Origin of the sequence: Haloarchaeobius caseinilyticus (genome assembly GCF_051207395.1) — an archaeon.
Lineage (GTDB): Archaea > Halobacteriota > Halobacteria > Halobacteriales > Natrialbaceae > Haloarchaeobius.
In genome coordinates this window covers 397,538-411,743 of sequence record NZ_JBPJZC010000004.1, presented here as the reverse complement: position 1 = coordinate 411,743, position 14,206 = coordinate 397,538, and the positions used below count along the sequence as shown (strand labels likewise).

15 protein-coding genes are annotated in these 14,206 nt (G+C 63.7%); 7 read left to right on the top strand and 8 right to left on the bottom strand.

Features of this window, described 5'->3' with window-relative positions:
- Positions 1 to 521 precede the first annotated feature (521 nt).
- Positions 522 to 1,271: an IclR family transcriptional regulator gene (locus tag ACSC1P_RS19495; protein ID WP_435361871.1), complete on the top strand. Its 750-nt coding sequence runs from the start codon at positions 522 to 524 to the stop codon at positions 1,269 to 1,271.
- A gap of 54 nt (positions 1,272 to 1,325) precedes the next feature.
- On the opposite strand, the gene ACSC1P_RS19490 is transcribed toward ACSC1P_RS19495, so the two are convergent.
- Positions 1,326 to 2,180, bottom strand: coding sequence for an amidohydrolase family protein (locus ACSC1P_RS19490; protein ID WP_435361870.1), 855 nt, complete (start codon positions 2,178 to 2,180; stop codon positions 1,326 to 1,328).
- A gap of 154 nt (positions 2,181 to 2,334) precedes the next feature.
- On the opposite strand from ACSC1P_RS19490, the gene ACSC1P_RS19485 reads away from it, so the two are divergent.
- Entirely contained in the window at positions 2,335 to 2,712 is a 378-nt protein-coding gene (locus tag ACSC1P_RS19485) for a cupin domain-containing protein (protein WP_435361869.1), read from the top strand.
- Between the two features lie 3 nt (positions 2,713 to 2,715).
- Here the strand turns inward: ACSC1P_RS19485 and ACSC1P_RS19480 are convergent, their stop codons facing one another.
- The gene (locus ACSC1P_RS19480) at positions 2,716 to 3,663 is read right to left on the bottom strand and encodes a TIGR03619 family F420-dependent LLM class oxidoreductase (protein WP_435361868.1); all 948 of its coding nucleotides are present in this window, start codon (positions 3,661 to 3,663) and stop codon (positions 2,716 to 2,718) included.
- A gap of 185 nt (positions 3,664 to 3,848) precedes the next feature.
- Between ACSC1P_RS19480 and ACSC1P_RS19475 the strand changes: the two genes are divergently transcribed.
- Together ACSC1P_RS19475 and ACSC1P_RS19470 are read left to right on the top strand one after the other, a co-directional pair.
- Positions 3,849 to 4,010, top strand: a complete 162-nt coding sequence (locus ACSC1P_RS19475) for a DUF7559 family protein (protein ID WP_435361867.1) — start codon at positions 3,849 to 3,851, stop codon at positions 4,008 to 4,010.
- 16 nt (positions 4,011 to 4,026) lie between these two features.
- Positions 4,027 to 4,455, top strand: a complete 429-nt coding sequence (locus tag ACSC1P_RS19470) for a cupin domain-containing protein (protein ID WP_435361866.1) — start codon at positions 4,027 to 4,029, stop codon at positions 4,453 to 4,455.
- Positions 4,456 to 4,510: 55 nt separating this feature from the next.
- Here ACSC1P_RS19470 and ACSC1P_RS19465 read toward each other — a convergent pair whose 3' ends face one another.
- Positions 4,511 to 4,762: a glutaredoxin family protein gene (locus ACSC1P_RS19465; protein WP_435361865.1), complete on the bottom strand. Its 252-nt coding sequence runs from the start codon at positions 4,760 to 4,762 to the stop codon at positions 4,511 to 4,513.
- Between the two features lie 81 nt (positions 4,763 to 4,843).
- On the opposite strand from ACSC1P_RS19465, the gene ACSC1P_RS19460 reads away from it, so the two are divergent.
- On the top strand, positions 4,844 to 5,323 hold the full coding sequence (locus ACSC1P_RS19460) for a redoxin domain-containing protein (RefSeq protein WP_435361864.1): 480 nt from the start codon (positions 4,844 to 4,846) through the stop codon (positions 5,321 to 5,323).
- Positions 5,324 to 5,352: 29 nt separating this feature from the next.
- On the opposite strand, the gene ACSC1P_RS19455 is transcribed toward ACSC1P_RS19460, so the two are convergent.
- The gene (locus ACSC1P_RS19455; protein ID WP_435361863.1) at positions 5,353 to 7,029 is read right to left on the bottom strand and encodes a class I adenylate-forming enzyme family protein; all 1,677 of its coding nucleotides are present in this window, start codon (positions 7,027 to 7,029) and stop codon (positions 5,353 to 5,355) included.
- Between the two features lies 1 nt (position 7,030).
- Entirely contained in the window at positions 7,031 to 8,185 is a 1,155-nt protein-coding gene (locus tag ACSC1P_RS19450) for an acyl-CoA dehydrogenase family protein (protein ID WP_435361862.1), read from the bottom strand.
- 117 nt (positions 8,186 to 8,302) lie between these two features.
- Here ACSC1P_RS19450 and ACSC1P_RS19445 point away from each other — a divergent pair, with 117 nt between their 5' ends.
- Both ACSC1P_RS19445 and ACSC1P_RS19440 read left to right on the top strand, forming a co-directional pair.
- Positions 8,303 to 9,481 carry a thiolase domain-containing protein gene (locus ACSC1P_RS19445; protein WP_435361861.1) on the top strand — a complete coding sequence of 393 codons (1,179 nt, stop codon included), beginning with the start codon at positions 8,303 to 8,305 and terminating at the stop codon, positions 9,479 to 9,481.
- Positions 9,478 to 10,890 carry a zinc ribbon domain-containing protein gene (locus tag ACSC1P_RS19440; protein ID WP_435361860.1) on the top strand — a complete coding sequence of 471 codons (1,413 nt, stop codon included), beginning with the start codon at positions 9,478 to 9,480 and terminating at the stop codon, positions 10,888 to 10,890. The genes ACSC1P_RS19445 and ACSC1P_RS19440 overlap by 4 nt, the downstream gene beginning before the upstream one ends.
- Before the next feature lie 53 nt (positions 10,891 to 10,943).
- On the opposite strand, the gene ACSC1P_RS19435 is transcribed toward ACSC1P_RS19440, so the two are convergent.
- From ACSC1P_RS19435 to ACSC1P_RS19425, 3 genes are all read right to left on the bottom strand, one after another.
- A complete protein-coding gene (locus ACSC1P_RS19435; RefSeq protein WP_435361859.1) occupies positions 10,944 to 11,726 on the bottom strand; it encodes an SDR family NAD(P)-dependent oxidoreductase in 783 nt (260 codons plus the stop codon).
- Positions 11,727 to 11,823: 97 nt separating this feature from the next.
- Positions 11,824 to 12,987: a thiolase family protein gene (locus ACSC1P_RS19430; protein WP_435361858.1), complete on the bottom strand. Its 1,164-nt coding sequence runs from the start codon at positions 12,985 to 12,987 to the stop codon at positions 11,824 to 11,826.
- A complete protein-coding gene (locus ACSC1P_RS19425) occupies positions 12,984 to 14,138 on the bottom strand; it encodes a thiolase family protein (protein ID WP_435361857.1) in 1,155 nt (384 codons plus the stop codon). The genes ACSC1P_RS19430 and ACSC1P_RS19425 overlap by 4 nt, the downstream gene beginning before the upstream one ends.
- Positions 14,139 to 14,206: the final 68 nt, after the last annotated feature.

The window sequence follows — 14,206 nt, the reverse complement described above, 5'->3', positions numbered from 1 at the left end:
GCATGACTACTGCCATAACGAGTGTACGTGTGTTAGGGTTGCGTCTCACATGAGTATCGTCCGGCGTTGGCGGACACAGTCACTCCGGAAAATTACTTCATTGCTGGTCTTTCTACGGTGAGAAGGCTGGATACTGTGTACAGAACGCCTATTACTCACGTTCCGAAAATAGCGGATGTGTTCCCATCTTTATCCATTCCTGCGGTTGGCTGTATCGCCTCGTTCTGGACGAAGGAGTCGCTCTCCAACGTAATCCGAAAATACCGGAGATAGTTCGGCTCATGTTGGCAAGTAACAATACCTTATTTGCCGATTTCGGACATTTCGAGCGGGTTGCCCCGAGTTCCCAGTTCGGCCCTGCCGGATAACGGGCGGCCGCCTTTGTCATGCTCTCCCATGCTGTTGGCCTGTAATCGTGAACGGTGTGACTCCCACCGACTGCACGCCTGTACAGAACGTGAGTCGACAGGTATCCGCCGACGCCGGACAAGTTTTATGAGATATAATCACTGACACAGTGTATGAACACGCCCGTCAAAACAGCCGAAAACACGTTCAGGGTGGTCGAGGCACTCGAATCCCTCGAATCGGCGGGGTTGGCCGAGGTCGTCGAGTATCTCGACATGCCACGGAGCACGGTCCACGACCACGTCCGGACACTGGAGCTTCTGGGGTACGTGGTGAAACGCGACGAGACGTACTCGCTGGGAACGCGTTTTCTCGAAATCGGCGACGGTAGCCGGTCGCGGATGCCCATCTACCGACACGCACGCACCGAAGTGGAAGGGCTCGCGGCAGAGACGGGTGAGCACGCGAGTTTGATGATCGAGGAGAACGGACTCGGGGTCCTCCTCTACGTCGCGAAGGGAGAGAACGCAGTCAACATCGGTGCGTACGCAGGCATGCGGATGCCGCTGTCGACGACGGCACCGGGGAAAGCTATCCTCGCACACCTTCCCCAGAAGAGTCGTGAGCGCTATCTCGACCGCCACGGGCTCCCGCCCGTCACCGAACAGACGGTCACGGACAGTGACGTCCTGTTGGAGCAACTCAACGAGATTCACGAGCGAGGCTACGCGACCGACTACGAGGAGCGAATCGACGGAGTCTGTGCCGTCTCAGTCCCCATCTGCCGGGGAGAGACGGTCGAAGGAGCGATCACCGTCGGCGGGCCGACCAACCGCATGAACGGTGAGACCATCGAGGCAGAACTGCCGCGGATGCTGCTTCGTGCGGCAAACGTCATCGAGGTCAACCTCACCTATTCCTGAGTCGGCCGTTTCTCGGTTCGTTCGAACAGATTCAGCCAAGAAAGCGGGCTGGTGCTATACGTCGAAGACGCGCATCGCGTTCCCACCGAGGAGTTTTCGCTCGACTTCGTCGTCCAACTCTAACTCGGCGACCTGTTCCAGTCCACGGGGGTAGTCGAACACGGGATAGTCCGTCCCGAACAGCATCTTGTCGCGACCACGTGACCGCAAGAACGCGACGAGGTTGTCGTCCCAGTACCTCGGGAGGTGGCCGGACGTCCCGATGTACACGTTGGGGTGTTTCCACGCGAGCGCTTCGAGTTCTTTCGACCACGGCCAGCCCGTGTGTGCAGCGACGATGTCCAGTTCGGGGAAGTCGAGCGCGATGTCGTCGACGAGCAGCGGTTTGCCGTGCTTACTCGGCATCTGAATGGCTGAGTGGCCGACCTGCATCACCACGGGAACACCGAGTTCTGCACACTTCGCGTAGAAAGGGTAGTACTGCCGGTGGTTGACCGGGCGGTCCCAACCGTACGGTTCGAGGTGCCCGGCGATGAAGTCGTGGTCTTCGACGTATCGTTCGAGCTTTCGCACGCCGTCCATTCCCTCGCGAGGGTTGATGCCGGCCATTCCCTTCAGTCGGTCCGGATACTGCTCACACGCGTCTCTGACGGCCTCGTAAGGCACGTCCATTTCCATCCCGCCGTCGGGGTTGCCGAACTTTAGCGCTGGGATGAACACCATGTCGACGCCCTCGTCGTCCATCTTGGCGACGAACTCGTCAGGGGTCTGTTCGGTCCCCGGTTTGAACATCTCGTCTTTGTTGAACAGCTTTGCTGCCGTCTCTCTGGCAGCTGAGTCGCTGAACGTGTCGATGCCGGCTTTGGTGAAGAGGTTACACCAGATGTCGATGACGGTGTGGTCGCTCATTGGGAATCTCCGTGTACCGTTAGCACGGTCCAGTGTCCGCATAATTCTATCGGTGACCCGTCTCTCTGGCTGCGATTCGCGCGGATGAGTAGAGACACGTTGCCGTCATCGACCACAGGTTTATGCTCCGTGCTGGAGTGGCTACGGAACGGAGATGTACTCGAAAATCAACGTCGAAGACGCACCGCTGCGGACGCAGACCGACGCGGAACCCGGTGTCCGGATGCTCGGCTACGAGCTGAAAGCCCGCGGTGACGACCGGCCGAAGGAACTCCGGTTCAATTACTTCGAATACGACGCCGGTGACGTCGTCCGGCGACACAAGCAGAAAGAACAGGAGGAAGTGTTCTACGTCATCGAAGGCGAGGGGACGATGGAGGTCGACGGCGACGAATTCGAGATGCGAGCGGGCGACTGCATCGTCGTCGACCCCGGGCCGTTTCGGGAACTCCGTGCCGAGACCGAGATGCGCATCTTCGCGGTGGGCGCACCGAACATCGCCGACGACGCCGTCTTCGAAGACGAACTCTGAAAGTCAGCGGAACGCCGGGATGACGTGTTCGCCGATGCGCTCTAACTGTTCGACCTGGTCGTCGATGTCGGTACTGAAGAAGTCCACGATGATGCGCGTCGCCCCGGCGTCGACGTAGGACTGGACGTCCTCGACGACCGACTCGGGCGTGCCAGTCAGAATCTTGCCCGAGGGGCCCGACCCGTCCTCGGCGACGTGCATCGGCCGCAACAGTCCGATTTCCGGTTCACCTTCGCGCTCGAAGTCGGCCCAGGCGTTCATGATGCGGTCGCGGGCCGAGCCTACCTCGTCCGGTTTCTCCCACAGCGTCGACCAGCCGTGGCCGAACTGAGCGATTCGTCGGAACGTCGCACCGGAGCGACCGCCGATCCAGAGCGGAATTTCACTGCTCGGCGACGGGTGAAAGCCCATCTCGCCGAACGAGTGGTGTTCGCCCTCGAACGAGAGTTCGCCCTCCTCACAGGCGCGGGTGAACAGTTCGAGGAACTCGTCGGTCCGCGACCCGCGTTCGTCGAACGGCACGTCGAGGGCGTCGAACTCGGTCTTGAGCCAGCCGGGCGCGAGGCCGAAGTCGAAGCGCCCCCCAGAGAGTGAGTCGAGCGTGAGGGCGTTCTTCGCGAGGACGATTGGGTGCCGGTACGGCACGGCCACGACGTTCGTCCCGAAGCGAATGTCGTCGGTGACCGCGGCGAGGTGGGCGAACACCTGGAACACGTCGTAAACGCTGGTCGTCGTGTCGAACGGCGGCTCACCGGAACTCGAGTAGCCGTACTCGGTCGGAATCTCGGAGGGGTACGCGATGTGGTCCCCGGCGAGGACCACGTCGAAGCCGCTGTTTTCAGCGGTAGTCGCTAACTCCCGGAACACACCGGGCGACTCCTCGTCGGTCAGCCCGTAGGAGTTGCTGGTCGCAGAGAGCATCACGCCGAACTCGACCGTGTCCTCGCTCATCTTCGCTCCCCCGTCGCGTCGCCGAAGGCGGCTGGTCGCGGTCGATTAACGTCGTCGTCGATTGCCCGCAGGTAACGGAACCGCTGTCGGTGAGTCATATGATAGCTAGGACCGAGTCCGGTACGGTAACTCTTGCGGTCACCCGGCAGCGTAGCTTTATTGTCGTGGCACACTCTCACATGGATATGCCGCGAGCGCCACACGACGTTGCCTGTCGCAACGCCGACTGCGAATTGGATATGTTCGAAGTCCACCACACCCACGAGATGCCGGACGATGTCGGCGTCGACGACTACAACTGTCCCTACTGCGGGAGCGACGAATTGGAGGAGATATGGCCGCAGTGAGCCGAGGGCCGCACCGATGAAATTCCTCGACGAAACGGACCCGCTCGACCCTGAACGTGCCATCGTCGACAGCGAGGCCGTCCCATTGGTCGACCTGAGCGAACGTGAGGGCGTCCTCCCCAATGTCGGAATCAGGCCAGTCGACGAGGTACTCGGGCTCGACGAACTCGGTGCGAAACTGTGGTACCTCGACCCCGGTGAGGAGGTCGGATACCACGCACATCCGGTCGAAGAAGAACTCTACTACGTACTTCGGGGGAAATTCTCGGTCAAACTCGGCCCACCTGACGACCCCACCATCGAGGTGGTGGGTCCGGGGACGTTCTTCGCCGGTAGGGCACTCGTGGGACACGGCTACCGGAACGTCGGCGACGAACCGGGTGTCGTCCTCGCCATCGGCGCGCCGACCGGCGACGACCGGGTCATCGACCCACACGAGTCCTGATATCGGTTTCGAGAATCGGATTCGGCCTTCGGTCGCAATACGGGTGCTGCCAGCGTCAGTTCAGTTCCTCTGCGTAGGTCTTGTCGACGAACTCCAGAATCCGGGCCGACTCGGCCATCGTGATACCGTACTCCTCGTCGATGAGGACCGGCACCTGGCGCTGGCCGGAGACGTCTTTGACGTGGTTTCGCAGGGAGTGCATCGCTTCGACCCAGACGCTGTGGTATTCGACGCCGAGTTCGTCCAATCTGTCGACGACGCGTTCGCAGTACGGGCAGCCCTCCAGTCGGTACAGCGTGACGGACATGTCCATGCCTATGCGAACCAGTAGCAAAAGTGTTGGTGCGGCGCAGCCAGCTTTATACCCGGCCTCGGTGTATGTGATTCCATGCCACCCGAAGTAGGAGAGCGAGCGCCGGGATTTACCGGCGTGTGCTGTGACGGCGAAATCTATCAGGACCGAGCCTTCGACGACGTTCTCGGCGACCGCGGCGGCGTACTGGTGTTCTACGGGTTCGCCTTCAGCGCCATCGCCCGCCATTGGTGGAAACGCTACGAACGTCGCGGTTGGGCAGAGTTCGAGGACGTGTCCGTGCTCGGCGTCGGTCGCGACGGTCCGTTCGCACAGAACGAGTTCCTCCGCAAGATAAACAGTCCGTTCCGCATCTTCAGCGACGTCGACGGCGCAGCCATCGACGCGTACGACCTCCGCCTCGACAGGCATGGGCTGACTAACACGTCGACGGCAACGCGGGCGGTGTTCGTCCTCGACGCCGACCGGGAAGTCACGTATCGCTGGGTTACTGATGGACCGGTGTCGCCGCCGCCAGCCGACGAGATAGAAGACGCGGTCGCAGCACTGGAGTGATTCAGCAGTAGGACGCGACGTGGTGCGAGCTATCGCGACCTGACCCGGTCCTCGTCCGAGACCGGCCAGTCCTCGACGTCTGGTCTGACGATTTTTCCGGTCGAGCTACGCGGCAGGCTCGCGGGGTCGACCAGTTCGACGTAGTGCGGCAGTTTGTAGTTCGCGACTCGGTCACGCAACAGGTCGAGGAGTTCTTCGCGCGAGACGGCAAGCTGGTCGCGAACACCGACGACCGCCCGAGGCACTTCACCCCACTTCTCGTCCGGGACGCGGACGACGACTGCGTCGACGACGGTCTCGTGTTCGACCAGTACGCGTTCGAGTTCGACCGGGTAGATGTTCTCGCCGCCGCTCTTGACGAGGTACTTCACCCGGTTCACGAAGTCATAGCTCCCGTCTTCATTGCGGACCAGCACGTCGCCCGTGTGGAACCAGCCGTCGTCGAAGTCCGCTGCGGTCGCTTCGGGATTGCCGACGTACCCGCTGAACAGTGAGGGACCACGGACGAGCATCTCGCCGGGCGTTCCAGTTGGAACCGACTCGCCAGACTCGTCGACGATTTTGCAGTCGACGAGCGGCGACTCACGCTTCGAGAGTACGTCGTCGGTCGCTGGGGTCCCGGGTGCGAGTTGGGCCGCAGATGCGGCGTGGCCGACTTCGGTCGCGCCGTATGTGTTCTGTGCCGGCGCGCCGAGGAATGCGGTGATACGACCGACGTGCTCCGGGTCGATGAGGTCGAGCAGTGCCCCGACCGCCCGAATCTGTTGGAAGTCGGCCGGGCCGAGTCCCTCGGACTCGATGTACTTGACGAGCGCGTCGACGACGCCCGGAACGAGGATGAGCCAGCTGAGCGGCGAGTCGGCCGTCCTGAGAACTTCGACGATGCGCTCGGGGTCGAACCCATCTATCGGGTAGAACGTCCCGCCGAGAATGGCGGTGACGACGGTCCAGTCGATACCGGCCATGTGGAACATCGGTGCCCACGCGGGGTAGGAGTCGCCCTGTTCGAGTCCGTAGTCGAGGACGACCTGCGTGGCGCGAGCGAACTCTGCCCGGTGGCTGACGACGGCGGCCTTCGGCAAGCCGGTCGTTCCCGAAGTGTAGATGACGGCGTACCCCTGTTCGGGGTCGACGCCACCGTCGACGTGTGGTCGTTCGGGGTCACCCGACGCGAGCATTGCGTCGTAGTCGTGGTCGAACCGCTCGTCCTCTCCACCTTCGCCACTACCGGCCGTCTCCCGCTCGTCGCCATCGAGGCCAACCACTGCGGGCGTCGCGTCGGCGTCGTTCGCCAGCCACTCGACGCGGTCGGTGAACCGCTCAGACACGAAGAGGAACTCCGGGTCGACCGTGTCGACGCAGTGGACCAACTCGTCACGGTCGAGTCGCCAGTTGCACGCAGCCACGAGACAGCCGAGTTTCGCTCCGACGAACAGCAGCTCGACGAGTTCGCTGCGGTTCTCAGCGAGGACGGCGATGGTCGATTCGTTCGGCTCGACGCCCGCGGCGACGAGCGCGTTCGCGAGTCGGTTCACGCGCTCGTCTAGTTCGGCGTAGGTCCACTCGGTGCCCGGTTCGCAGACAGCGACACGGTCGGGATGTGACCGGGCCGCTTTCGTCAGCAGGTCACCGACGGTGAACGACCGACTCGCGGCGACGAGCGCCGACTGGTCGTCGAGTCCGGTGTCGAAGTTCGTCCCGGGCATCTCACTCGTAGAGGTTCTTCGCGATGACGTGGCGGTTGACCTCGTTCGTCCCCTCGTAAATCTGGATGCCTTTCGCCTCGCGCATGTAGCGTTCCAGCGGGTAGTCGCGGGAGTAGCCACGAGAGCCGTGAATCTGGACGGCTTCGGTCGTCACGTCCATCGCGGTGTCGGAGGCGAACGTCTTCGCCATCGCGGCTGGCTGGGTCACGCGGTCGGCCCCGCGGTCGAGTGCGCTGGCGGCACGGTAGGTGAGCAGACGGGATGCGTCGATGCCCATCTGCATGTCCGCCAGTTTGAACGAGACGCCCTGGAACTGCCGGATGGAGCGCCCGAACGCCTCGCGTTCGTCGGCAAAGGAGATGCACTCGTCGAAGGCGCCCTGTGAGATACCGACGGCTTGAGCGGCCGCACCGATGCGCCCGATGTCGAGGGCCTCCATGATGTACCGGAACCCCTGCCCTTCCTCGCCGAGCAGGTAGTCGGTCGGGACGCGAAGGCCGTCGTACGCTATTTCGCTCTCGACGACCGCATCGCCTTCCATACAGGGAATGTCGCGGACGATTTCGAACCCGTCTCGGTCGTGGGGTTCCGGGACTGCGATGATGCTCACGTCGTCGTGGGTGCCGTCGTCGCCGGTTCGCGCGACGACGAGGACGATATCGGCGACCGCGCCGTGAGAGGTCCACACCTTGTGGCCGTCGATGACGTACTCGTCGCCGTCGCGGGTTGCCGTCGTCTCGATCGCGCTCGCGTCGCTCCCGGCCTGTGGTTCGGTCAGCGAGATTGCGGCGACGCCGTTGTCGGTGAACAGGCCGCGGAGCCACTCCTCGCGTTGCCAGTCGGTGCCATACTTCTCGATGGTGTTGGCGAACAGCGAACAGGAGAGCGAGACGACGCCCGCGGGTATCTTCCAGACACGGGCGAGTTCTTCGACCGTGACGACGAACGACCGGAAGTCGAGGCCAGCCCCGCCGTACTCTTCCGGGACGTTGATGCCGTACAGGCCAGCTTCGCCGAGTTCGTCGACGACGTCTAGCGGGAACTCGCCGCGTTCCTCGTAGTCGTCGACGACTGGGCGTATCTGTTCGTCGCAGAACTTCCGGACGCGTTCTCGGTGCGCTACGTGACGGTCGTCTAAGCCGAAGTTCGAAATCATGGAGACTCGTGGCTGTGGTTGCCTACCACGATTTCCGTCGCTCGAACCATATACCTTGCCCACTGGTGGCACATCGCGGGGACAGCTATTTCACCGTGAGGAGTGTTGACTAACCCGATGCGAGACGCGTACATTATCGGGGCCGGACAGAGTGATTTCGGTTCGTTCCCCGACGAGACCTACCGGTCGTTGTTCCGGACGGCGTTCGAGGACGCTACCGCGAGCGTCCCCGAGGGCATCGGCCCGACCGACGTCGACGAAGCCTACGTCGGCATGCTGAGTATCGGTGGGCGACAGATCGGTCTGGCCGCCCCGGCCGCGACCACCCACGTCGGCCTCGACGGGATTCCAGTCACACGAGTCGAGAACGCCTGTGCCGCCAGCGGCTCGGCGGTCAGACAGGCCGTGATGGCCGTTCGCGCCGGGATGGCCGATATCGTCCTCGCCGGTGGTATCGAGGTGATGAACGACGTGAGCCGAGACGCGGTCCGGTACTGGCTGGGCGTCAGCGGCGAGATGGAGTGGGAGCGCACCGCGGGAACGACGTTCTCGGGCGTGTTCGCCCAGATTGCGAGCGCACACATGGCCGAACACGGGACCACCCGCGAACAACTCTCGAAGATCGCCGTCAAGAGTCACCGTCACGGCGCGAAGAACCCTCACGCGCACCTCGGCTACGAGTGTACCGTCGACGACGCCGAGTCGGCACCGACCGTCGCTGACCCACTCACGCTGTATCACTGCTGTCCGATGTCGGACGGGGCTGCAGCCGTCCTCGTCGCCAGCGAAGACGTGGTCGACGAGTACACAAACGAGCGCATCCGCGTCGCTGGCGTCGGCGCGTCTTCCGGCGGCGTCGGCCTGTTCCAGCGCGATTCGTACACGACGATTCCGGCGACGGTCGAAGCCGGCGAGACTGCCTACGAGGAGGCTGGACTCTCACCCGACGACATCGACTTCGCCGAGGTCCACGACTGTTTCTCCATCTCGGAACTGGTCGCCTACGAAGACCTCGGCTTCTGCGAGCGCGGCGAAGGCGGCGCGTTCGTCGAATCAGGCGCGACCGAACTCGGCGGCAGCCTCCCGGTGAACACATCGGGCGGGCTGAAGTCGAAGGGCCACCCCATCGGCGCGACTGGTGCGAGTCAGGTCGTCGAGGCCTTCGAGCAACTGGGCGGGCACGCCGGCGATCGACAGGTAGCAAACGCGCAAATCGGTATGACGCACAACATCGGCGGCAGTGGTGGTGCGGCGGTCGTCCATATCTTCGAACGCGAGCAGGAGGTGGACGCATGAGTCGCGGTGTCGCGACTGTCGGACTGTACGCGCCGCGGTACCGCGTCCCGGCTGCGGCGTTCGCGGACGCGTGGGGGAACTTCAAAGGGAGCGGCATCGAGCAAGTCGCCGTCCCTGGCCCAGACGAAGACACGCTGACCATGGGGTACGAGGCGGCTGTCGGCGCACTCGCCGAGAGCCAGTGCGCGGCCAGCGAGGTCGATTGGGTCGGCTTCGCAACGACGAACCCTCCGCTCGAAGAGTCGGACGTGCTGGCGCGCTTCGGTGCGATGCTCGGCTTGCGCTCGGACGCCGTCCGCCGACGCTTCTGTGGACACACTGGGACTGGCGTCCAGGCACTCCGCGCAGGCTTCGAGGCAGACGGAACAGCACTCGTCGTTGCCAGCGATGCCCCGCGTGGCGAGCCTGACTCCGGCGTCGAACACGCCGCGGGTGCGGGCGCAGCCGCATTCCTCGTCGACGAAGACGGAGCTGGCCGGCTCGTAGACGCTGCCGAGTGCAGCGAACCCTATCCTGGAACTCGCTTCAGAGAGCGCGGCACGGAGACGACGACCGGACTCGGCATGACCGCCTACGACCGCCAGTCGTTCGAGCAAACAGTCGCCGGTGCGGTCGACCGCCTCGCATACGACCCGGACGACCTCGATGCGGTCGCGATGCAGGCCCCCGATGGTCGACTCCCGTATCGCGTCGCGAGCGTGGTCGGTGTCGAAAAGTCGGTCATCCACGACCACGCGCTCGTCCACGAACTGGGTGACGTGGGTGCGGCCTCTGCGCCGCTCTCGCTCGCGAAGGCACTCGCCGCCGGCGAGGAGCAAACGCTCGCAGTCGGTTACGGGAGCGGCGCGACCGCGACCGCGCTCCTGGTCGAGACCACCGACTCCGTTCCTGCGTCCGTCTCCCTCGACGGCGGAACCGAACTGGATTACGCGGCGTATCTCCGGCGCAGAGGGTCCATCACCGGAGACGAACCAGACGGCGGTGGCGCGTACATCAGCGTCCCGACGTGGCGTCGGTCGCTGCCACAACGCTACCGACTCGAAGCCGGGCAGTGTCCCGACTGCGGCACACTCAACTTCCCACCGACCGGTGCCTGCACCGACTGTCACGGACTGGTCGAGTACGAATCGGTCACGCTGTCAAAGACGGGGACGCTGGAAGCAGTCTCGGTCGTCTCGCAGGGTGGTGCACCACCGGAGTTCGCTGCCTTACAAGCAGCCTCGGGAGCGTACGCGACCGGCATCGTGGCGTTCGACGGTCCCGACGAGTCGTCGGCGAGCGCGCCCGCCCTCGTCGTCGACGCCGACCCGGACTCGGTCGCCGTGGGCGACCGGGTCGAAGCGACGATACGGCGTATCTACACGCAAGAAGGAGTCACACGGTACGGCGTCGCAGTCAGACCGCACTGAATCGTGCAGGTCGGTTTCGATTTCGCATTTCCAGTTCGTCTCCGTGTTCTGGCTCAGTCACCGTGATGGCTCGTCCGTGGGAGCCGTGGGACGCCTTCGACCACGATGGTCTGGCCGAGGATGTAGCGGGCTGCTGGACTGGCGAGGAACTGCGCGACGGTGGCGACTTCGTCAGGGAGGCCGATTTCGCGGTCGACATCCTCGACGTCGATGTCGGCCGCCGAGATACCCATCTGTGACTGGAGGCCCTCGGTGGCGACCAGTCCTGGTGCGATACCGTTCACCCGGACGCCGTACTTCGCCCACTCGTACGCGAGGGTCCACGTGAGGTTGTTCATGCCCGCCTTCGAGGCGGCATACGGCGTCATCTGGGGTGCACCGTCTCGCCCAGCGACGCTGGAGATGTTGAGAATCGTTCCGCCGCCGTGTTCTATCATTCGCTCGCCGACGATTCGCGAACAGTTGAACAGTCCGTTCAGGTTGATGTCGACGATGGTCCGCCAGCCGTTCTGGCTCAACTCCTCGAACGGTGACTGAAAGCTCGCCCCGGCGTTGTTCACCAGTACGTCGATTGGACCGAACTCGGCCTCGGTCGTCTCTACGAGTGCTTCGATAGTGTCCCACTCGCGGATGTCGCACTCGACCGCCAGTGCCCGGCCGCCGTCGCGGTCGTTGATGGTGTCGGCGACCGGGTCGACGTTCTCCTGCTCACGCGAGCAGACGACCACGTCGACCCCGTTTTCGGCGTATCGCTCTGCGATTGCACGGCCGATGCCAGTCGACGAGCCAGTCACGACTGCAGTCTCTCCCGTGATGTCGAAAGCTTCGTTCGTCATCTGCTCACACGGTACGTGGGTAGGTGGGTTAAATCCTCGCGTCACTGGGGTCAGGACGACGAGTTTCAGGAAAATGAGAGCGGGCAGACCGACGGTACTAGCGGGAGAAGACGGCCAACTGGTGGAACTGCCCGAGGTTCGCACCCCACGAGTGGGAGATGCCCTGTTCGGGGGATTCCACTTGCCGCTTCCCGGCATCACCACGCAACTGGAGGACCACTTCTATGTGACGCGAGAGCGACGCACAGATGCCTGAGTTCGTCGAGACGACGCCGCCAGAGGGGTTGAACGGCACGTCGCCGCCGCGGGCCGTAACGCCGTCACGTACCATGTGTTTGCCCTCACCCTCGTCACAGATGCGGAGGGCCTCGTACTGCATCAGCTCGAACGGGATGTACGGGTTGAACGTCTCCGCCACGTCGAGTTCCTCGCGTGGGTCGTCGATGCCAGCCTCTTCGTACACGCGGTCGGCGAGCATCTTCAACTTCGGGAACGACTCGTAAGTCCGGTACGCCGTCGCGAACGTGTTACTGATGCTGTCGATGGCGTCGATCCATATCGGCGTGCTCGACAGTTCGGCCGCCTTCTCGGCGCTGGCGACGACGAGTGCGCCAGACCCCGAGGACACTGGACAGGTCATGAGCCGCCGAAGCGGCCACGAGACCAGCGGCGAGTCGAGGACTTCTTGCGTCGTCTTCCCGCTGGAGCGGTGTGCGTACGGGTTCAGCTCCGCGTTCTGTAGGTTGCGCGCCGCGGTCTTCGCGAAGTCCTCTTCGGTCGCGCCGTAGGCGTCCATGTACGCAGAGGACGGGAGCGCACCCATCTGGATGGCCGTGATGAAGTGACGCTCGTACAGCGGCTCTGCCGCCGTGTTCATCACCTGCTGTCCCTCGAACACGGAGTCGAACGTCGGCGAACCGTACACCAGGACCATGTCGTACATCCCCGACGCGACGTACTCGTAGGCGGCCTTCACGCCGCTTCCGCCGGCCGTGCCGCCCGTGTTCACCGACAGGACGGGGATGTTGTTCGCCTGTCCCATCACTTCGAGCGTGCGCTCGACCCGGAACGTCCCTTCGAAGCCGTCGACCGTGGTGAACATCGTCGCGTCGAGGTCGTCGAACGACGCGCCCGCGTCGGTCAACGCCGCGTCGATGGCCGCGTGCGCCTGCTCTTCTTTCGCCATCGACGACTCGCGGTAGTCGGTGAACGAGCCCGGGTCGGAGTACCCGACACCGACGACCGCCACGTCGTCGCTCATCGCGCACCTCCGGCTTCGAGGACGAGGACCGCATCCGTCCGGCCCTGTATCCCGAGGTGGAGGTCGCTGTCAGCGACGACCGCCCGTTCCGGATTCGATACCGCCGATTCGCCGAACTCGCCAGTGAGTACTTTCGTCGCCATGATGGTTCGATAGAGACCGCCGCTACTCGGTGGGTTCGTCGCCAGTGCGCCGCCGGAGAGGTTCACCGGCAGGTCGCCGCCAGCCGCGGTCGCCCCGGAATCGAAGAACTCACCGGCTTCACCCTCACCACAGAATCCGAGCGATTCGTAGCTCAACAACTCGAACATCGGGCTCGGATTGCAGACCTCCGCGTAGTCGATTTCTGCGGCAGGGTCGTCGATACCGGCCCGTTCGTACGCCTCGTCCCGAGCGGCTCGTTGCCCGTCCTGTTCGACGTGCGAGAGCAGGTCGCGGTAGTGGTACCGAGTGGACCCGAGTCCCGCGCCGGTTATCCACACGGGGTCGAAGTCGAGGTCTTCGGCCTTAGCAGGCGAGGTGAGGACCATCACCGCCGCGCCGAACGAGTGGGGGCCGACCATGAGTTCGTGGAGGGGGCCGACGAGCCGGTCCGAGGCCAGTATCTCCTCTGCGGAGTACGGCTCGGTCCGATGGGCGTACGGGTTGTCCGCAGCGCCCGCGTAGTTCTTCGCCGCGACTTCGGCGAACTGTTCGCTACTGAACCCGTGTTCGTCGACGAGGTGGGTCGCGAGATGGCCGTACGATTGGACGTTCGACTGCCCCAACTGCCGAGCGTAGAGCGGTTCCTGACTGATGTGGCTTAGCACTCGTTCGTCGGCTTCGACCGTGTCGGCGGCGACGATGAGGATACAGTCCGCCTTGCCAGCGTGGAGCTTGGAGATGGCGTGGTGGATGCCGTGGCCGCCATTGTTCTGGATGCGCATCGAGGGTTTGGTGTAGCCGCCCGCGGGCGTCACCTTCATGCCGCCACTGATGGCGGCCCCGTCGAAGGCGTCCTGGTCGGTCATGACGATAGCGTCGAGATCGTCTCGCGTGAGCCCTGCGTCGTCGAGGGCCGCACGTGCCGCGGCCGACACGATGTCGCCGACTGCGGCGGTGTCCGAGGAGAAGCCTCTGATGGAACAGGAGGCTATCGCTGCCTGTGACATGTGTTTACATACACTGCGGGTAGTGCTCTTAAGCGTTCGGTTGGGATGGACCAGTCACCCGAAACGTT